The following is a 19,680-nucleotide window of genomic DNA, read 5'->3' as shown; positions in this document are numbered from 1 at the left end:
TTGCTATTTTTTACACTTAGTTGTGAATGGTTTGTAATTATGCAATTTAACATGCACTCTTAAACTTAACAGATGTATTAACTTTTTTCAGTTTATTTAGACAAAAGTTGTGATTTTTCTGAAAAATTTTGTTTGCTTTGTAAATCTATTAAGGTCATTGAGCCGCCCCAGACGCAACCTGTGTCTAGAGCGTACAGGTGTTTGTAGGGAGTTTGACCTTCAAGGGCAGCCCAATGACCAAAAATAAGGTCATGTTGAGCGTTAACGATTTTGGGGTGAGAAAACCAAGGAATTAATGAGTGGCTATTGGCTGTTGCTTCTTTTGCATTAAAATCAAGCAAATTATCAGGCGTAATAAAGCGCATACGGGTGAAATAATTAACGATATAGCGAAACTTTGCAGCGTCATCGAGCTGCTCACTCCATGAAAGTGGGTGAGGCTGATACATGTTTTTTAAGAAGTATTGAGCGTTGTCAGCACCATAGCATTGCTGCGCGAATTGGGCATGCTGAATGGCTTGCTCGCATGACCAATCAGGATTAAGTCCTGCGTGAGAGATAAAACAATCATACTGCTCTAAATAAAGAGCTAAAGGCTGAGTTTGTAAAAACGCGATGTAGTCGGGGAGTTTACTGCTGTTGAACAGTGTCGTTAGTTTGTCTTTAGGGTTGGGTGCAACATTGTTTAAATAACAGGCAATCATGTGTAAGTCATGATTGCCTAATGTGACGCTAACGCTGTCTTGATGTTGATAAATATAATCAAGGCACGCTTTGGAGTCTGGGCCGCGAGCAACAATATCACCTACTAGGTAGAGGTGGTCTTTGCTGGGGTTAAAGTCGACTTGCTTTAACAATAAATTAAATTCGTTAAAGCAGCCTTGTAAATCACCTATTGCGTAGTCAGCCATTAGTCGCTGTTTTAATCAGTGTAAGATATTAGGGCAAGCTAAACGGAACACATTTATGGGTGCTTCAAACTCAGCACCAAACTCGTTTCGTAAAGTGTAATGCCCTTGCATGGTGCCTACGGGAGTATCTAATATTGCACCACTGGTGTATTTGTAACTTTCACCAGGGGCTATATCTGGGGTTTCACCCACCACACCTTCGCCTTGCACTTCTACTTCTTTACCGTTGGCATCGGTAATTAACCAATAGCGGCTAAGTAGTTTTGCACTACATAAACTGTGGTTTTTTATAGTAACGGAATAAGCAAATACAAATTTATCAAGTTCAGGTTGCGATTGCTCTTCTACATAAAATGTTTCTACAGATACCTTTACAGGTGATCCCATATTACTGCTTGTTGTCATAAATCCAGTTAGCTATATCAATAAATTGTTGTAACGACAGGCTCTCAGCACGCAAGGTAATATCAATGCCAATGCTGGTTAACTCTTCAGCGGTTAAAAGGTTGCCTAGGCTGTTGCGCAGTGTTTTACGACGTTGATTAAACGCTTCTAAACAGACTGTATTTAATATTTTAACGCTCTTAGCTGTGCGCTGCTCTGCCTTTTTAGGGATTAGACGAATAACCGCAGAATCTACTTTAGGTGCAGGTTTGAAGCACTCAGGCGGTACTTCTACTACAGGCATCGCATTACAGTAGTATTGAGTCATTACACTCAAGCGGCCAAAGGTTTTGCTACCTGGACCTGCAACCATGCGCTTTACCACTTCTTTTTGCAGCATAAAGTGCATGTGCTCAATATGATCGGCAAATTCAAAAAGGTGAAACAACAAAGGAGTAGAAATGTTGTACGGTAGGTTACCAAATACTTTTAGCTTTTTGTCGTCTTTAACTAGGCTTGCAAAATCAAACTTCATTGCATCGCCTTGGTTTACGGTTAATTTAGGCCCTAAAAAAGGGTGTTCAATTAAACGTTGGGCTAAATCTTTATCTAGCTCAACAACCGTTAAATGGCCACTTAAATCGGCTACAGGCTCAGTAATAGCGCCAAGGCCTGGGCCAATTTCGACTAAATTATCTTGCGGCTTGGGATCAATAGCGGTGACAATTTTATCGATGATTGATTCATCGAATAAAAAGTTTTGGCCAAAACGTTTACGGGCGCGGTGTCCTAAATGTACTTTATCGGTCATTGATTCTGTGCTTTTTCATGGGCGAGCTTAATTGCTTCGCGGATCGCTAATTCAAAACTGCCAACATCAGCATCGCCTGTACCGGCTAAATCAAGCGCAGTACCGTGGTCGACTGAAGTGCGGATAAATGGAAGGCCAAGAGTTATATTCACTGACTTACCAAATCCTTTGTATTTTAGCACAGGTAATCCCTGATCGTGATACATAGCCAGTACTGCATCGGCTTCATTTAGGTATTTATCTTGAAATAATGTATCTGCTGGTAAAGGACCGATTAAGTTCATCCCTTCAGCTCTTAGTATGTCAAGTGTAGGCGTTATCGTGTCGATTTCTTCGCGGCCTAAATGGCCATCTTCACCAGCGTGCGGGTTTAAGCCACAGACTAAAATACGCGGTTGCTCAATACCAAACTTGGTTTTTAAGTCATGATTAAGAATATTAGCCACTTTAACCAGTCGCTCTTGGGTAATAGCACGAGCAACATAAGCAAGCGGGATATGCGTTGTTACTAATGCAACTCGCAGCCCTTCGGTAGCCAATAACATAACAACATCAGCGGTGCCCGACTGTTGAGCAAAGTACTCAGTGTGGCCACTAAAAGAAATACCGGCTTGGTTAATAATACCTTTATGAACAGGGCCAGTAACAACGGCATCAAAAGTGCCGTCCATATTCTTCTCACTGGCGATACGCAGTGTGTCTAATACGTATTGACCGTTTGCGTCATTTAGCACACCCAGTTCAACTGACTCGGCTAAATCAATCTGTTTTATATATAAGCTGCCAGCCGCTGTAGGCATGGCTTCGGCGCTTTCATCAAATTCAATTAACTTAATGTTTAAACCTAAATGTTTAGCGCGCTGCTTTAGTAGCGATGCATCTGCAATCGCTACTAGCTGTGCATCCCAGCTGTGCTGTGCCAGTTTTAATAGCAAGTCAGGGCCAATGCCAGCAGGCTCACCAGGGGTTACCGCAATTCTTAAGGTCATAATTATTCGTCTGTTGGGAAAATTTCAACATGGGCTTGTTCGCGCATTTCTTGCTGCCAGTTAAAGCTTTCTTCTTTAAATTTACGATTAAACAACATGCCATGTGCACGATTACGTTTAGCTTGCTCGGTTTTATCAGCAACGCGTGTATCTAATAACTGTACAATGTGCCAACCATACTGAGTTCTAAATGGTTCGCTGATTTCGTTTTGGTCAAGAGATAGTAATGTATCTCTAAACGCAGGTACGTAGGTAGTTGGATCAGTCCAGTCGTATTGTCCGCCTTTAAGTGCTGAGCCTGGATCTTGCGAGTGCTCTTTAGCTAGTTCTGCAAAGTCAGCATTTCCAGCACGTAAATCCTTAACAAAGCCAGTTAGCATAGTGCGGGCTTTTTCTTCGCTTAAAATAATTGAAGGCTTAATAAGAATATGACGAGATTTAACTTCTGTGGTTTCTACTACTTGGCGACCACGTACGTCTTGCACCTTAATAATGTGAAAACCTGCGCCAGAGCGAAGCGGGCCAATAATCGCATCTTTCTTTTGACCTTTTACAGCTTCTGCAAATAAAGATGGCATTTCGTTAATGCCCATCCAGCCTAATTGACCTCCCTCAAGCGCTTTTGAGCCACTTGATGAAGAAATAGCAATACGCTTAAATTCTTGGCCGTCTTGCAGCAGTTCAATTACTTTGTCTGCGCGTGTTTTTGCAGAGCTTACGTCGTCTGCACTTGCCCCGCTTGGAATATCGATAAGAATATGACCAATATCGTATTCTTCGGCATTTTGGCCTTGGCTATCCATAATTTTTAGTAAGTTATCAATTTCTTGGTCACTTACATATATACGGCGGTCTACGTTTGCACGCGTTACTTGTTGCGTGGTTATCTCTTTACGAATTTCTTCACGGTAAGCTTGAAAGCTCTCACCCGACGCTTCAATAGTACGACGTAAATCAGCAATTGTACCGCCTTGCTCTTTGGCCATGTTGGCAAGTGTTTGGTCAAGCTGGCTATCTGAAATCTCTAAGCCCATGCGCTCAGCCATTTGCATCATTAGCGTTTGATTAACTAAGCGCTCAATTGCTTGTACACGTAGTGTTTCGTCTTTTGGTAGCTGTTGATTTTGTTCTTCTGCTTGCTTTTTAACACGATCAACAATGGTATCTACTTCACTTTTTAAAATAACGCCTTGGTTTACAATACCAATCACTTTATCTATTTCGACCGGTGCGGCGAATGCACTTTGGCATAAGCTAAACGTTAAAACTGCTGATGTTAATAATTTTTTTAAATTCATATTCTTTTTACTACTCTTACTAATAGTACTGTTGTAATGCTAAAGGCGACTAGATTGATATAGTTATTTGTAAATTTTTACTATACAAAATGCAGCTTAGTCATTAAGAAAATACGGCCTACGATAACCAAAAATACCTTGTTGTAATAATTTTTGAGCATCATAACGGCTTTTACTACCAAGCCCTTTTAATACAAAATTCAAACGAATGCTTGAATCAAAAGTGGCTTGGGGTTGTCCAATTGACTGATTTAAATCAGTTTCAATTTGGCGGTGGCCAGTAATTTGGAACGCCCAACAGCACGATTCATACTGTAATCCACTAAATACTTCAATACTGCGGTTATTATCAAGGTCGCGATGGTAACTTGCAATAAATTGCCATTCGTCACTAATAGGGATGCTTGTAAATAAGCCCGCTTGTTCGATTGTATTTCCTGAGACATCATTTGCATAGCGATGGTTCAATTGAACCAGCTGATTATCGTCACCTTTATAATCTAAGGTTAAATTTGACTGGATAATTTGCTTGCCATCCGTGTCGTACTGAATTCCACCCGATAAATACCAGCGGCGATGCCAATGTAACATGGTTTGCGCTGCAAACAAGGCATTGTAGTTACTGTCGCTATTCAGCCCTTGCTCTGTGGGCTTGGCTGAATCACTTAAATAAAATATTTGGCCAGCACTGAAATTAAATACTTCTTCATTTTTATTATCAAATAAACGGGTGGTTGCCCCAAGCGTAAACTGATTTGCAGCGGCAATACGGTCAACACTTGAAAAACGCGCATCTCTAAATAAGCCAAAAAAGTCATCTTGTAATTTAGTGGTATCGTATAAGCCAATGTCAGACTGATCTTTGTTAGGCGTATATAAATACTGAATTTGTGGCTCTAAGGTTTGAATACCATCGTCGATAAAAATTGAGGTATCACGCTCAAAGTTAAGCTGAGAATATAAGCGCACTTTTGGCAATGTGCGCGAAACATTATCGCTATACTGTGTACCCTGTAAATCACCGTCTTGTTTATAGTTAGTTTGCAATAAACTCACTTCAGATAAAAACGACCAGGCGTATTCTTTGTAATCAAAGCGTGCTTTTGGTTCTATATGCACGCGAGTTGCTTGATCAATAACCGCTGAGCTATTAGTAAAGTGGCTCAGCTCCCCTGAAACAGTAAAATCGAAGTAATCAATTTTCCACGGCGTAGTTTGTGTAAAGCTAACTTGAGGTAAGGCTGTATATGACTCTAAGTGGTCACCGAGTACTTCAAAGTTTTGTATTTTTATATCAGTACGCCACATCTCGCCCATGTGAGTTAGTGAGCCGGTACGATAAAGCTGAGTATCGGTTTTACTTGCATAAGTTGAGTTTAAATCAGTGAGGTAGTTATCATCACTGACATTGGTAATATCAATACTGGCTCGCCAGTCTTCGCCTATATAGCTTTTTTGTTGCCAATGAAACAAAAAACGCTCGTCAAGCTCAGGCTCTGAGTCATCTTTATTTAAGTATTCGACAGCCACTAAACCTTGGTGTTCTGGAGTTAGATATCTAAATTCAGTTTGTAGCTGTAAACCTTTACGTGACATATAACGCGGCGTAATGGTTGCATCATAGTTTGGAGCAATATTCCAATAATAAGGCGTAATAGTCTCTAACCCATAACGATCTGAACTTGAAAAGCTGGGCGTTAATAAGCCTGACTTACGGCGCTCATCGAGTGGGAAAGTAAAATAAGGTAAATAGAGTACTGGCGTGTCTAAAATACGTAGCACCGCATTGTAGGTTTCACCCCAGCCTTCTTCTCGTGATAAATTAATTTCGTCGGCTTCAATAGCCCACACAGGCGTATTACCTGGGCAAGCAGTAAAGCTTGCATTCATCAGCATTAAGCCAGACTTGTCGATGGTGAGTTTTTCCGCGCCGCCTTTGCCTTGCTGTTGTGTTAGGCTGTATTGTGCGCCTAATAAGCTAAAGGCTGAGTTGTTTAAATCGGCGTTTAAGCCCGCACTTTGAACTTTGCTCACATAATCGCGATAGGTAATAGGGCCGGTGGCATTGAGTAAGCCGCGTTGTTTATCAATCAGTGCTGATTGTGCGGACAAACTCATGTTAACGGTGTTAATATCAACATTACCAGTAAATTCAGCGCTTTGTGTGCCTAAAAGCTCAACGTCATCAGCGCTGATATCAACCGTTCCAAGCTCAAGGCCAGCTAGCGGTTGCCAAGCTCTGGTTTGCATTGAAGTGCCACAAAAGTTGTGTGTCAGTTCAGTTTCGGCAAGCGATGGTGCGCTCAGTACGCTTAGCATCAAAATGCCCCAGGTTTTGCTCATTTATCGACCTTTATGCTCTGTGATTAGTTACAAGCTATACATAATAAAGGAAAACAATAGCAAAGTAATTAGTGAAAAATAGATAGCTTATAAAATGACACGTTTTGAGAGTTTACAACAGTTTATTAATACTCACTTTAGTGAGCAATCTTGCGCGCTTAATGCAATAACTGCAGATGCCAGTTTTCGCCGTTATTATAGGTTAAACGCTGAAAATAAAAACTTTATTGTGATGGACTCAGATCCAAAAAAAGTTAACAACGTCCCTTATATTGCATTAAATAAGGTGTTTTCTGAGCAGGGGTTTTTATTACCATCCATTATTCATAGTGACGAGCAGCAAGGTTTTTTTATTTTAAGTGATTTGGGTAACACCCATTTAGCTGACTTGCTTGATGATGCCAATCGCAGCGAGCATTACCAGCAGCTGATCAGTTTAAGTGCCAAGTGGGCTAAAACGCCTAAAGCTCCGTCAATGAATCCGTATGACCATGACTTTATTGCACTTGAGCTGGATATTTTTAAAAATTGGTTAGTTAATGATTTTATTAGTACAGAGCTCAGCGCTGAGCAACAAAATATATGGCAAACAAGTGCTGCGCTGCTAATCAATACACTGCTTGAACAACCCACAGTGACTATGCATCGCGATTACCACAGCCGTAATATTATGCGCTGCGAGCAGCAATGGGCAATTATTGATTATCAAGACGCGGTACAAGGTCCGTTATGTTATGACTTAGTCTCGCTTTTAAGAGATTGTTATTTTAAATTGCCCAACGACGAGCTGACTCATTTACTTGAGTTTGGTTATGACGAATTTAAGCGCCAAAGTTTAATAACTAACGAGTCATTCGCACAATTTAAGTATTGGTTTGATTTAACTGGCTTGCAGCGCCATTTAAAAGCAGCGGGTATTTTTTGTCGCTTGTATTTACGGGATGGCAAAAAAGGTTACTTAACCAATATATTACCAACACTAGCGTATATTGTTGAAGTGGCGGCAGAGTATCCAGAGCTTAGTGACTTGTCTGATTGGGTAAAAAATTACGTAGTACCAAAAGTACAGCAGCGGTTAAAAGAGGAACAACTATGAAGGCCATGATCTTAGCTGCAGGACGCGGTAAACGTATGATGCCGCTCACCGCACAGTTGCCAAAACCTATGTTATGTGTGGCAGGTAAACCACTTATTGAGCATCATATTATGCGCTTAAAAGCAGCTGGTATTACGCAGATTGTGATTAATCTCGCCTGGCAAGGAGATAAAATAAAAACCTACTTTGCAGATGGCAGTGCATGGGGTGTAAGTATTACCTATAGCCAGGAAGTAACTGGCGGGCTTGAAACTGCTGGCGGAATTATTCAAGCACTTCCTATACTCGGTGAGTCATTTATTGTGATTAATGGTGATGTTTACAGCGACTACGATATTAGTGCATTAATGCAGCTGCATTTACAGCCAAAAGAAGCGCACATTGTATTGGTTGAAAATCCTGCGCATAACCCAGAGGGTGATTTTACGCTAAGCCACTTACCTAATAGTGAACAGCGCTATACTTTTTCTGGTATTGGCCGTTATCAGGCTGATTTCTTTGAAGGGCTGGCCTCAGGTATTCGCCCGTTAGGGCCTTTACTGCGTGAAAAAATAAATGAACATTTAGTCTCCACTGAACTCTATATTGGCCAATGGGACGATATAGGCACACCAGAGCGTTTATCGGCTCTTAACCAACAATTAGCACCATAAGCTAAATATAAAACACTAGAGGTAAGTTTTAAAATGTGGGGAAAAATTCTCGGTTTCTGTTTTGGTTTTATGTTTGGCAAAATATTTGGCGCCATTTTAGGCTTATACCTAGGCCATATGTTTGATAAAAGTCTAAAGAAAGACTTTGATCAGGCTGGCGGCTTCTCTAACCTTTTTAAAGGCGATGATGTTAACGAGCGCCAAGCACTGTTTTTTTCTAGCTGCTTTGCAGTAATGGGGCATATTGCCAAGTCAAATGGGCGAATAAGCGAAACTCACATTAAAGCAGCTACGCTATTTATGGATGAAATGGGCTTAAAAGGCGAAGAACGCCGTGAAGCGCAGCAGGCATTTCAATCAGGTAAAGATAGCGACTTTTCTCTCAAAGACACGGTTTATGACTTTAAAGAACGTTTTGCTAAACGTTACGATTTACTGCAGTTATTTTTAGAAATTCAAATACAAATGGCGTTTTCCGATGGCGTGCTTGCCGCGCAAGAAAAGCAATTACTGCAAGAAGTAAGCAAGCAGTTGGGGGTATCTAAAGCACACTTTGCCTTTGTACTAAAACGTTATCAAGCAGAGTTTAATTTTAGGCAGCAACAACAGCGCTTTAGGCAGCAGCAAAGTCAAAGTAGTAGTTACCGAGAAGGCTCAGGGCATCATGTACCGCCAAGTAATGATATGAATCGCTCGCAGGCATTGGCCTTGTTAGGGCTAAATAAAGATGCGTCGCAACGTGATATTAAAGTAGCGTACCGTAAGCTCATGGCTCAGCACCATCCTGATAAACTGGTATCGCAAGGTTTACCTAAGCACATGATGGAAGTGGCAGTTAAAAAAAGCCAAGATATTCAAGCCGCTTACGAGTATTTAAAAAAGGCGGCGTAAAAAGCCGTCTATTTCTTTGCTCAAGCGTGCATGTTGCTGCGGCGCGTCGCGCAATCCAAACAGCTGGCGCTGGCGGTAATCAAACTTTGCATTACGGTTAACCCAACGCTGACGGTTTTTAAGGTTCATTAAGATATCATTACTGTCTGTAGCAAAATAAATATCCAACAAAGCAGGGGTTACCAAGGATGTTATTTGGCTTAACTTGGCATTGCGTTTTGTATTAGGAAGGTAACTACTCAAACTAATGAAGGCGTTTATTTTTAAGTCTGCAAATTCAGCGTAGTGCTCCAACAACACCCCAGAACTGGTGCCTTGTGCAATAACAACAATATTGTCAGACTCCATTGCTGCCTGCTGATACAAGGCTTCGTAGCGAGCGAGCAGTTTTAACTTGTAGTTATCCACGACCTCGGTATTTACTTGCTCAACATAGTCGACATGATGAGGCTGTTTTTGTGTGCTGGTGTCAGGCTCAGTATTTGCGTTGGCTGTCTCATTATTTGTGCCCACAGAATCATTAATCGTTTTTGCTGTGTCATCTTGGGCTGCTTGCCAATCTATATCAGGAACTGTCATCGCATAAGAAGTGTACCCATGATTATTCAGCTCTTTACGCAAAAAGTTCATGCCGGAATTGTTTGTGGGCGTTGATTGCCAGTCAGGAATGAGTATGACTACCCCTCTAAAGTCGGCGCTCATATATTCACTGTATAAAGTTAAAAACTCAGTATCACCAGCTAAAATAGACTTTACTTCATCACTTTGGGCTAGGCGAGAGATATCCGCATCAATATTTTTTGAAAAGGGAGGAGGAGCGATATACTCAGCACTAAGCACTTGAAAACTGATTAATGCACAGCCAAGCGAAAGAGTAGTAATAATGACTTTAAACATCTGCGTAATAAACATAATAAGCTTTTAATTTAAATCTTATTTATGTATCGGCGTAGCACTCTTAAAGTTTAGCTATTTACTGCAAATAACTAAAAGATTAATCCGTATTAAAAGTCGGGTTCAGCTTCAAAAGTAAGTACTTGTTCCGTTACAGGGTGTTTGAGTTGTAGCATTTGTGCATGCAGCTGTAGGCGAGGAGCCGCAGCAAGTGCGTCTTTGTGGGCATATAAACGATCGCCTAAAATAGGGTGGCCTAAGCTTAGCATATGTACTCGCAGCTGGTGGGAACGCCCAGTAATCGGAGTAAGCTCTACACGGGTTGCCTGTGCTTCACGTTCAAGCACTTTAAAATGGGTAAGCGAGGGTTTGCCATTGTCGTGATCAACCATTTGCTTAGGACGGTTCGGCCAATCACAAATAAGCGGTAAATCAACGGAGCCGGTTTCACTTTCAAGTTGCCCATAAACTCGCGCAATGTAACGCTTTGCCGTTTCACGCTCTTGAAATTGCATACTTAAATGGCGGTGAGCGGCTTTGTTCATTGCCAAGCAAAGTATCCCTGAGGTAGCCATATCTAAACGGTGAACAATTTTAGCCGTAGGAAAAACACGGTTGACGCGATTAATTAAGCTATCGGCATGTTTTGGGTCTTTACCTGGTACGGTGAGTAACTCGCTAGGCTTATTTACAATAAGTAAATCATCGTCTTGAAACAGTATAGTTAAATACGGGCTCATAGGGGGATTGTAATTAACTAACACGGCAGACCTCAGTGATTTTGAAGTGCGTTATTTTAATGAATTAGTTGTCTACACACAAGGCAAGGGTTTTCTTGAAATTGACTAAGAAAAGTATATTGTAACCTATTGTTTAGTTTTGCTATTAATGAATAAATTACAAGGATGCATTTTGAAAGAAGAAGAGTTTTATAAAGTTCATCCATATGCTGATAAGGATAACAAAAAATCTTTATTTAGGTTTATGTCATTCAATATAGAAAATACGGAATATATTGAACATCTATTTTTAAAGAGAAGGTTATACCACGCTTTAGCTGAGGAGCTAAATGATCCCTTTGAGGGTAAACCACATTTTACAATGGGTAACCCTGCAAATAGCGCTCAAAAAATTAGAAAACATTTAATAAAGAATTTGATTAAGTCTGGTCAAAAGAGAAAGGATGCTGAAAAAGTAGTTAGTGCTTCAATGAAAACCCCCAACTTTGTTGAGGAATCAATGAATAAGGCTTTGGAAAAAGCATTTATGAAGTTGAGGGTTTGCTGTTATACAACATCAAACAAAAACCTATTATTTTGGTCTCACTATGCCGATTCACATAAGGGGTTTTGTATAGAGTTTAGGACTGACCTTGAGCCAATTTCTTTTGCCCAAAAAGTAGAGTATACAAAAACATACCCACAAGTAGTGTACCCTATAGATGATATCGGTGGGAGAAGAATGGCATTAGTTAAATCACCTGATTGGTCTTATGAAGATGAGTTCAGGTCATTATTCATTGCTAACTCATGTACTAAAATGAGAATACCACATGATGGTTCATCATACATTATTCCACCGAGTAGCATAAAAAATGTTTATTTAGGCTGTAAGATGAGCCAAGAGTCTCAAGATGCGTTATTAAGTATAATTGCCAAAAGTGATTTTACTCCAAAGTTATGGAAAGCAAGCATAGCAAAAGATGCTTTTAAGTTAGCTTTTGAGGCAATTTGATATTTCAGTAAAAAGCGCGATATAAATATCGCGCTTTTTCGATGCACACGTTAGTTGACCTTTAACTAACGACTGACAGCTTATAGCTAACAGCTAGATCCCTTAGTGCGAAACCACAATTAAACGAATGGCATCGAGTTTTAACTGCGCTTTTTCAATATGTGCGGTTAGCTCATTGCGCTGTTTGTCGTAAAAAGTAATTTCTTCTTGGCGAATATTTGGGTTTATTTGTTTAAGTGCCTCTAAACGCTGCTGCTCTTCACTCAACGATGTTTGCATTTTAGTTAATGACTCTGCACGAATAACATCCAGCTTTTGTTGAGCCATGTCTTTTGCTGTGTTGATCATTGGATGAACCGCACTTTGTAATGCACCGGCTAATTTACTTGCTGTTTGGCGACCTACCGCAGATAACTGTTGATTAAAGCCATCAAAGCCAACGTTTTCGCCTAAGTTATTACTGCTCTTATCGAGTAAAATACGAATAGGCGTAGGCGGTAAAAAGCGGCCCACTTGCAGTACTTTTGGTGCCATTGCTTCGGCAACAAAGATTAGCTCAACAAAGAATGTTCCTGGTGGTAACTTTTTGTTTTTAAGTAACGCCACTGACGCACTACCAAAGTCATCATCGCAAATCATGTCCATAGTGCCTTGCACCATAGGGTGATCCCAACTAATAAAGTGAACATCTTCTTGTGAAAGAGCGGTATCACGGTCAAATGTCACCGTCATGCCATCTTCTTTTAAAGCTGGGAATGAGGCATTAAGCATATGCTCAGTGGGTTTTAAAATAATGGTGTTTTCACCTTTATCTTCTTGGCTTACGCCAAAGGTGTCGAACACATTGATCATGTAACTTGGTAGCTCAAACTGATTATCGAGTTTTTCAATGTCAGCTACAAGTGAATCAGCAGCGCCTTGCCCTGATGAATGCAGTTCTAGTAGGCGATCTCGGCCACTTTCCATTTGCTTACGTAATACTGCATTCTTTTGTGCTACTTGCTCAAGCAATGGGTCTAGCTCATCTTCGTCACAATTATGAGCTGCAATATATTCAAGTAAGTCTTCGCTAAACTCTTTATATAATAACTGCCCTGTGGTTGAAGTGCTTTCAAATGCATCTAGACCTTCATTGTACCAACGCAATAATACTTCCTGTGCCGTATTTTCAAAGTAAGGCACATGAATGTTCACATCTTGTGTTTGTCCTATGCGGTCTAAGCGACCAATACGTTGCTCAAGTAAATCTGGGTTGAGCGGTAAATCAAACAACACTAAATGATGTGAAAATTGGAAGTTACGGCCTTCTGAACCAATTTCAGAACACAATAATATTTGAGCATTATCGTATTCATCGGCAAAGAATGCCGCGGCGCGGTCTCGTTCAATGATCGACATGCCCTCGTGGAAAACCGAGGCTTTAATTGCTTCGCGTTCACGTAATATTTGCTCAAGGCTGATTGCGGTTTCGGCTTTAGCGCAAATGAGTAATACTTTTTCACGTTTGAGAGTTTTTAGCGTTTCGATTAGCCAATCTACACGGGGGTCAAATAAACCCCAGCTGGCGCTTTCACCTTCAAACTCTTGAAATATTTTTTCAGGGAAAAGTGCACGTTGTGCACTGAGTTCAGCATTTTGAATGCCGCTCATATTACCTAGTACAGTCATTGCTGTTTTGTATTGCTTAGGTAAAGCCATAGGGTAGGCGTGTAATTTACGACTTGGGTAACCATCAATACCACTGCGACTATTTCTAAATAAGATGCGCCCAGTACCGTGACGGTCTAAAAGCATATTTAAAATTTCTTTACGTGCTTCAAGGTCGCCTTGTTGTGCTGTTTCAAGAATATCGGTGATATCCGTTTCTTTTAATAGCTCAATCAAGGTTGCTTTAGCGTTATCATCTAATGATTGCTCTTGCAGTAGTTGGTTAGCAGCTTCGGCTACATCTTTGTAGTTTGCTTCTTCTTCTTTAAATACGTCGTAGTCGTAAAAGCGATCAGGGTCGAGCAGTTGTAAGCGTGCAAAGTGGCTACGATGACCCAGTTGGTCTGGCGTTGCTGTTAATAAAATTAACCCCGGAATGTCTTGGCTCAGCTCAGCCATACGTTGGTATTCGGCACTAGGTTTATTGTTGTTAATGCTTAAATGATGGGCTTCATCAATGACTAATAAGTCCCAGTCGGCCAACGTAGCTTGTTCAAACCAACGTTTTTTCTTAGTTAAAAACTCAAGGCTGGTAAGCACCAGTTGCTCGGTATCAAATACGTTAGGTGAATCAGCAAACGCTTCGTCGCAGCGCTCTTCATCAAAAATAGAAAAACGTAAATTAAAACGGCGTAGCATTTCTACTAACCATTGGTGCTGCAAGTTCTCAGGTACCACAATGAGCACACGGCTGGCGCGACCAGTAATAATTTGTTGATGTAAAATCATGCCAGCTTCGATGGTTTTACCCAAACCTACTTCATCAGAAAGTAATACACGTGGCGCAAAACGTTTACCTACTTCTTGGGCAATATAAAGCTGATGCGGAATAAGGTTGGCACGTTGGCCAATTAAACCTTTAATAGGTGACTGTTGGCGTTCAAATTGGTGTAACCAAGTTTGGTAGCGCAAAGTGTATCGATCAAAGCGGTCTACTTGGCCTGCAAATAAACGGTCTTGTGGTTTATTAAATTTAATAAAATGGTCTAAAAAGGTTTCTTTTAATTGTACTTTTTCACCGTTATCAATACGTTCACCGTGATAGCACAGTAATTCGCCTTGTACTTCAATTGACTCAACTTGTAATTCCCACTCCTCAACGCTTCGGATCACATCACCAGGATTAAATGCTACGCGGGTTACCGGAGCTTCTGCAGAAGAATAAACACGGTTTTCACCACTGGCAGGAAATAAAATGCTGACCTGGCGGCCATCAATGGCAACAACGGTGCCCAATCCTAAATCTGACTCTGTATCACTGATCCAACGCTGACCTAAGGAAAAATTCATGTATGTCTCGTCTATGAAGAAAAAGGCGGCTATGTTACCTGTTAGATAACACCACTGCAAGGCGCTATTTGCCTGACTTTTAATTAATTTTATAAGTGTGAATTATTCCTATCTATAAGCACTGATTAGTGCGCCGATTTTGTAGGAAATTCAAACTAAATGATATTTGTCATAAAACAGACTTTTATGACAAATAGACTAAACTCAAATTATACCTAAGTAATTAATCAAGTTTATTAGTCACACTGATTAGTTTATTGGGTATAGCATAAAAATCATAAAACGTAAGGAAAGTGCTATGGAAAAAGCTTCGAACCTTGATAGTAAAATGTATGTGCTAGATACCAATGTATTGCTTCATGAACCCCTCGCGTATTTGTCATTTCAAGAACACCAAGTGGTTATTCCAATGACTGTATTGGAAGAGCTTGATCACATTAAAGATAGAAAACACGATGTAAGTCGCGATGCCCGAGTGGCCATTCGTGGACTTGATGGAGTGCTCAGCCAGGCCTCTCCCGAGCAAATGTTACAAGGGGTTGCGCTACCAAGTAATAAACAAGGGGGATTAACGGGAAGCTTACTGATTGTAAATGACCATTTATTTGCCGATTCTATTTCCGGCTTACCGGGCAATGAAAACGACCACCGCATTATTAATTGCGCGGTGCATTTACAAAATCAGCACAGTGATAAAAAAGTCATACTGGTTACTAAAGATATCAACATGCGCTTAAAAGCCAAAGGGGCGGGGCTTAAATATGTTGAAGATTACCGTACCGATCAGCTTATTGACGATATCGCCTTACTTACCAGCGGCTATAAAAAAATTACTGGTGATTTTTGGCAGCATGTTGGCGAGTGTAACACTGAGCAACACGGGCGTGAAACAGTCCATCATATCCCTAAAGATTTAATCCCAGATGTGTTTTGTAATGAGTATTTACTTGATGATGGCGATCAGTTTGCCGCTAGAGTCAAATCTTACGATGGTGAGCATATTACCATTAAAGATATTGGTGCAGAGCGACTAATGCATCAAAGCGCCTGGGGAATAAAGCCAAAAAATATTTACCAAGCAATGGCACTAGATGCACTGCTCGATACTTCTATTGAACTTGTTATTTTAACCGGCCCTGCGGGATGTGGTAAAACCTTACTCGCGCTTGCTTGTGCACTTGAGATGGTGATAGAAAAAGGTGTTTACGATAAAGTGATTGTAACCCGAAACACCCCTGAAATTGCGGAATCGATTGGCTTTTTACCTGGCACCGAGGAAGAGAAAATGGCGCCTTGGCTGGCTGCAATAACTGATACCTTAGAGGTGCTGCATAAAGGAGATGAGAATCCTGTTTCAAGCCGTAATTACATTATGGAAAAAGCCAATGTTCAGTTTAAATCGGTGAACTTTATGCGTGGGCGAAGCATTCAAAATGCGGTGGTGATTTTAGATGAAAGCCAAAACTTAACGGCTTCTCAGCTCAAAACCATTATTACTCGTTGTGGTGAAGGAACTAAACTTATTTGTACCGGAAATTTAGCACAAATAGACAGTAATTATTTAACCGCTGTTACCTCTGGACTTACCTATATTGTGGAGCGATTTAAGCACTTTGAAGGCGGCGCTACTGTTAATCTTAATGGTGTAGTAAGAAGTCGACTAGCGTCATTTGCAGAGGAGAATTTATAAGTGTTCTTTGGCTCGATAATCTACTATTTTATTATCGAGCCAAAAATTAAGTATTTAATCTAGGTGATTCATCGCTTATTAAAGCGCTTAATTACACGTCAACAGTTTGACGTTTAATTAATACGTATACCTAGCTTGTCAAATATCTACACATCGATCTTCAGAAAAAAGATATGAATTTATTTAAAGCTATGCCAGGTCTATTTAAGTTCATTACTTGTTCATATCTCGTTAGGCATTTTTGATAAATAATAAGCTTTGACTGTATTAAACAGTAATTGATACATTCTTTTTATAAGAGCGTACGTTATTAAATGTGAAGGGGTAACCATACTATTGAAATGGTACGCTTAGTGCATAGTTTAAAAGGGATAGCAGGAAATTTAGGTTTTAACCGATTATTATTGTGTGCTCAACACACTGAGCAAGTATTAAAAGCGGATGGCAAGCACGCTGCAGCTGCAATTAAATAATTAATAATACAGTTAGAGCGAGTGCAAATTTATATAAAAAGTTTAGATGTAAGCAATGATAAATAAAGCAAAAATATTAATTGTAGATGACGATGCGCTTAACCGAATCATTTTAGAAAGAACTTTAAGTGATGAGCATGAGGTTTACTTAGTGGCAAGTGGCGAAGAGGCGTTGACATTTGTTAAGCATACGCAGGTAGATTTAATTATTTTAGACATCATGATGCCTGGCATGAATGGTTACGACGTGCTGGTGGAACTTAAAGAAAGTAGCCTTAGCCATGCGATCCCCATTATTTTTATCTCAGCGAACAGCTCTCATGAAGACGAAGCAAAAGGTTTAGAATTAGGCGCAATGGATTACATTGTAAAGCCATTTTGTGCCTCAATTGTTAAAGTGCGTGTACGCAATCAACTACTTATTAAGCAAAAAAACGATTTATTAGAAATGCTTGCGTCTATTGATGGTTTAACAGAAATACCTAACAGACGTTATTTAGATGAAAATTTAGAGCGAGAGTGGCGAAGAAGTAAGCGTAATAACTCTTCCATGTGTGTATTGCTTATCGATATTGACCACTTTAAGCGCTATAACGATTGTTACGGTCATCGTGCTGGCGATGAGTGTTTAAAAGCTGTGGCGCAAACTCTAGCGGCGCAATGTGAGCGCGGCAGTGATTTTGTTGCCCGTTATGGTGGTGAAGAGTTTGTAGCCGTATTACCAGAAACCAATCAGCAAGGGGCTATTGCATTTGCTAATAAGTTACGTGAAGCCATTAATGATTTGAATATAGAGCACAACGCATCGTTAAATGCTTCACACATTACTATTAGCATTGGTATTGCCTCAAGTGAGAGCAGTCAAGCATACACAGAGAAGGCATTGCTAGAAGAAGCAGACTCAGGTTTATATAATGCTAAAAAGTCAGGGCGCAATGCGATTGAATTGGCGCCCATAGGAACATGTGAGCGTTTAGTTTGTCAGCATTGATAGTGCTGAGCTGCCAATCCCCACTAATTTGTCATTTTTAAATACTAATGGTGTGCATTCATCCTTGGTCATTTTTCCATCTGAATGAATGCTGTGTGTTGCGTAAAACAACACTTGGTAAACATCATCCTGTTTTTTTAATAATTCAGTGAAATTAGGTGTTTTTAGTTGGTTTAATACTGACTGATACGAGCTATCCATTGCCAGACCTGAAATGATTTCACGATTGTTTTTATGTGTGGCCTGCCAGCTTGAAGAACTATTGCCTGCCCAATGACCTTCTGCTTCGCCATCAGATACAGCGATTACACAACCCGTTAAAAAAGGAGCAGTTAGTGCAGCGATTAAAAGTGTTTTTTTCATTTTGTTATTACCCTGGATGATTAATTAAAAACAATATAGCAAAGACCAAGCCAGTTTTTAAATCCTTAAAAATCAATGGGTTGTTTTTGTTGTGTTTGGTGGGGTGGTGGCTTTTTTAAAATATAAATCTAAAAAGCCACTTTTTAGTAATTTTGACTAAGTTACTTTTATGGCATTAAACCAAGCGGTTACGCGACTCGTGTTGACTAAATGCTGCAATATTTAAACTCACTTCTTTTACTAAGCGCACGATAGATTCAGTGCTCGCCCACGCGATATGTGGGGTAAGTAGTAAATTATCACCCGTATAATTAGCCAGAGGATTAGTAAGCTCAGCGGGCTCTTTGGTCAGCACATCAACGCCGGCACCGGCAATAATATTGGCTTTTAATGCTTCTACTAAGTCTGCTTCATTGATTATCCCGCCGCGTGCGGTATTAATAATTAGCGCAGTCGGTTTCATCATTTTTAATTCATTAAGTGTAATTAAGTCGCGTGTTTCATCATTAAGTGGGCAGTGGACGCTAATAATGTCTGCTGTTTTTATTGCTATTTCAAACAGGGTGCGTCCGTCGCGACACGCTGCGCCTTTGCGCTCTGCAATAATCACCTCAGCGCCAAACGCTTCAGCTACTTTAGATACTGCATTACCCAAAGTACCTCCGCCAATAATAGCCAATGTTTTACCTTGAATGTCATTAAAGCTGTAATCAAGTCGACAAAACATGTCACTTTTTTGCCATGCGCCTTGCTGGCAATCCGCTTGATAGCGGTGAGTATTACCTAATAAGTTAGTGATCAACGAAAAGGTATGCTGAACAACAGAAGGGGTTGAATAACCGGCAACATTGGTAACTGCAATGCCTAAGTCTTTCGCGGCATCTAAATCAACATTATTAGTGCCAGTTGCACTGACACAAATGAGTTTCAACGATTTTAATTGTGTCATAGTGTCACGATTAATCACTACTTTGTTAGTGATTAACACCTCGGCATTTTGGCTATGTGCCAACACTTGCTCTGGGCTAGTTAGCTGATGCACGGTAAGATCTCCAAGTGCTGAGATACCATCAAGTGAGGTGTTTGCCAGTGTGGCGTTATCAAGAATTGTTATGTTCACGATGTGTCCTAATAGTGTATGTGTAAAAAGAATGATAATCCC

At 40.3% G+C, this 19,680-nt stretch carries 18 protein-coding genes; 7 read left to right on the top strand and 11 right to left on the bottom strand.

What is annotated here, in order from left to right; all coding sequences use genetic code 11:
• Nucleotides 1-92 precede the first annotated feature (92 nt).
• From ACNSN3_RS12565 to lptD, 6 genes are all read right to left on the bottom strand, one after another.
• Nucleotides 93-911 (bottom strand): symmetrical bis(5'-nucleosyl)-tetraphosphatase, encoded by an 819-nt coding sequence (locus ACNSN3_RS12565; protein WP_418607587.1) that lies wholly within the window; start codon nt 909-911, stop codon nt 93-95.
• 15 nt (nt 912-926) lie between these two features.
• Nucleotides 927-1,316, bottom strand: coding sequence for a Co2+/Mg2+ efflux protein ApaG (gene apaG, locus ACNSN3_RS12560; RefSeq protein WP_041709470.1), 390 nt, complete (start codon nt 1,314-1,316; stop codon nt 927-929).
• Nucleotides 1,300-2,106 carry a 16S rRNA (adenine(1518)-N(6)/adenine(1519)-N(6))-dimethyltransferase RsmA gene (gene rsmA / locus ACNSN3_RS12555; protein WP_010391631.1) on the bottom strand — a complete coding sequence of 269 codons (807 nt, stop codon included), beginning with the start codon at nt 2,104-2,106 and terminating at the stop codon, nt 1,300-1,302. Before rsmA ends, apaG begins: the two co-directional genes overlap by 17 nt.
• On the bottom strand, nt 2,103-3,095 hold the full coding sequence (gene pdxA, locus ACNSN3_RS12550) for a 4-hydroxythreonine-4-phosphate dehydrogenase PdxA (protein WP_033103982.1): 993 nt from the start codon (nt 3,093-3,095) through the stop codon (nt 2,103-2,105). Before pdxA ends, rsmA begins: the two co-directional genes overlap by 4 nt.
• 2 nt (nt 3,096-3,097) lie before the next feature.
• The gene (gene surA, locus ACNSN3_RS12545; protein WP_010391628.1) at nt 3,098-4,393 is read right to left on the bottom strand and encodes a peptidylprolyl isomerase SurA; all 1,296 of its coding nucleotides are present in this window, start codon (nt 4,391-4,393) and stop codon (nt 3,098-3,100) included.
• A 96-nt stretch (nt 4,394-4,489) separates the two neighbouring features.
• Nucleotides 4,490-6,736, bottom strand: coding sequence for an LPS assembly protein LptD (gene lptD / locus ACNSN3_RS12540; protein ID WP_054201929.1), 2,247 nt, complete (start codon nt 6,734-6,736; stop codon nt 4,490-4,492).
• Between the two features lie 94 nt (nt 6,737-6,830).
• Between lptD and ACNSN3_RS12535 the strand changes: the two genes are divergently transcribed.
• From ACNSN3_RS12535 to djlA, 3 genes are read left to right on the top strand one after another with little or no spacing between them, the layout of a single operon-like run.
• Nucleotides 6,831-7,832, top strand: coding sequence for an aminoglycoside phosphotransferase family protein (locus ACNSN3_RS12535; RefSeq protein WP_418607584.1), 1,002 nt, complete (start codon nt 6,831-6,833; stop codon nt 7,830-7,832).
• Complete coding sequence (gene murU / locus ACNSN3_RS12530) at nt 7,829-8,485, top strand: N-acetylmuramate alpha-1-phosphate uridylyltransferase MurU (protein WP_193049705.1); 657 nt, start codon at nt 7,829-7,831, stop codon at nt 8,483-8,485. Before ACNSN3_RS12535 ends, murU begins: the two co-directional genes overlap by 4 nt.
• Nucleotides 8,486-8,518: 33 nt before the next feature.
• Complete coding sequence (djlA, locus tag ACNSN3_RS12525) at nt 8,519-9,376, top strand: co-chaperone DjlA (protein WP_010391624.1); 858 nt, start codon at nt 8,519-8,521, stop codon at nt 9,374-9,376.
• On the opposite strand, the gene ACNSN3_RS12520 is transcribed toward djlA, so the two are convergent.
• Both ACNSN3_RS12520 and rluA read right to left on the bottom strand, forming a co-directional pair.
• Entirely contained in the window at nt 9,359-10,288 is a 930-nt protein-coding gene (locus tag ACNSN3_RS12520) for a DUF3530 family protein (RefSeq protein WP_418607582.1), read from the bottom strand. The two genes, djlA and ACNSN3_RS12520, sit on opposite strands and share 18 nt — an antisense overlap.
• A gap of 92 nt (nt 10,289-10,380) precedes the next feature.
• Nucleotides 10,381-11,034 (bottom strand): bifunctional tRNA pseudouridine(32) synthase/23S rRNA pseudouridine(746) synthase RluA, encoded by a 654-nt coding sequence (rluA, locus tag ACNSN3_RS12515; protein ID WP_010391622.1) that lies wholly within the window; start codon nt 11,032-11,034, stop codon nt 10,381-10,383.
• A 148-nt stretch (nt 11,035-11,182) separates the two neighbouring features.
• Between rluA and ACNSN3_RS12510 the strand changes: the two genes are divergently transcribed.
• Nucleotides 11,183-12,004, top strand: coding sequence for a DUF2971 domain-containing protein (locus ACNSN3_RS12510; RefSeq protein WP_418607580.1), 822 nt, complete (start codon nt 11,183-11,185; stop codon nt 12,002-12,004).
• A gap of 102 nt (nt 12,005-12,106) precedes the next feature.
• Here ACNSN3_RS12510 and rapA read toward each other — a convergent pair whose 3' ends face one another.
• Complete coding sequence (gene rapA / locus ACNSN3_RS12505) at nt 12,107-15,001, bottom strand: RNA polymerase-associated protein RapA (RefSeq protein ID WP_010391620.1); 2,895 nt, start codon at nt 14,999-15,001, stop codon at nt 12,107-12,109.
• 298 nt (nt 15,002-15,299) lie between these two features.
• Between rapA and ACNSN3_RS12500 the strand changes: the two genes are divergently transcribed.
• The 3 genes from ACNSN3_RS12500 to ACNSN3_RS12490 all read left to right on the top strand — a co-directional run bounded on the left by ACNSN3_RS12500 (nt 15,300) and on the right by ACNSN3_RS12490 (nt 18,155).
• Nucleotides 15,300-16,691 (top strand): PhoH family protein, encoded by a 1,392-nt coding sequence (locus ACNSN3_RS12500; RefSeq protein ID WP_010391619.1) that lies wholly within the window; start codon nt 15,300-15,302, stop codon nt 16,689-16,691.
• Between the two features lie 341 nt (nt 16,692-17,032).
• A complete protein-coding gene (locus ACNSN3_RS12495; protein ID WP_226916168.1) occupies nt 17,033-17,164 on the top strand; it encodes an Hpt domain-containing protein in 132 nt (43 codons plus the stop codon).
• A gap of 55 nt (nt 17,165-17,219) precedes the next feature.
• Entirely contained in the window at nt 17,220-18,155 is a 936-nt protein-coding gene (locus tag ACNSN3_RS12490) for a diguanylate cyclase (protein ID WP_055012511.1), read from the top strand.
• Here ACNSN3_RS12490 and ACNSN3_RS12485 read toward each other — a convergent pair.
• Nucleotides 18,138-18,518 (bottom strand): DUF3192 domain-containing protein, encoded by a 381-nt coding sequence (locus ACNSN3_RS12485; RefSeq protein WP_008113368.1) that lies wholly within the window; start codon nt 18,516-18,518, stop codon nt 18,138-18,140. The genes ACNSN3_RS12490 and ACNSN3_RS12485 overlap by 18 nt on opposite strands.
• A gap of 175 nt (nt 18,519-18,693) precedes the next feature.
• Nucleotides 18,694-19,638 (bottom strand): D-2-hydroxyacid dehydrogenase, encoded by a 945-nt coding sequence (locus ACNSN3_RS12480; RefSeq protein WP_418607577.1) that lies wholly within the window; start codon nt 19,636-19,638, stop codon nt 18,694-18,696.
• Between the last annotated feature and the right edge of the window lie 42 nt (nt 19,639-19,680).

The sequence above is a fragment of the Pseudoalteromonas sp. US3C1004 genome, assembly GCF_048401065.1.
Classification (GTDB): domain Bacteria; phylum Pseudomonadota; class Gammaproteobacteria; order Enterobacterales; family Alteromonadaceae; genus Pseudoalteromonas; species Pseudoalteromonas undina.
Note: the sequence above shows the minus strand (reverse complement) of the source record. Positions and strands in the feature narration are given on the sequence as shown.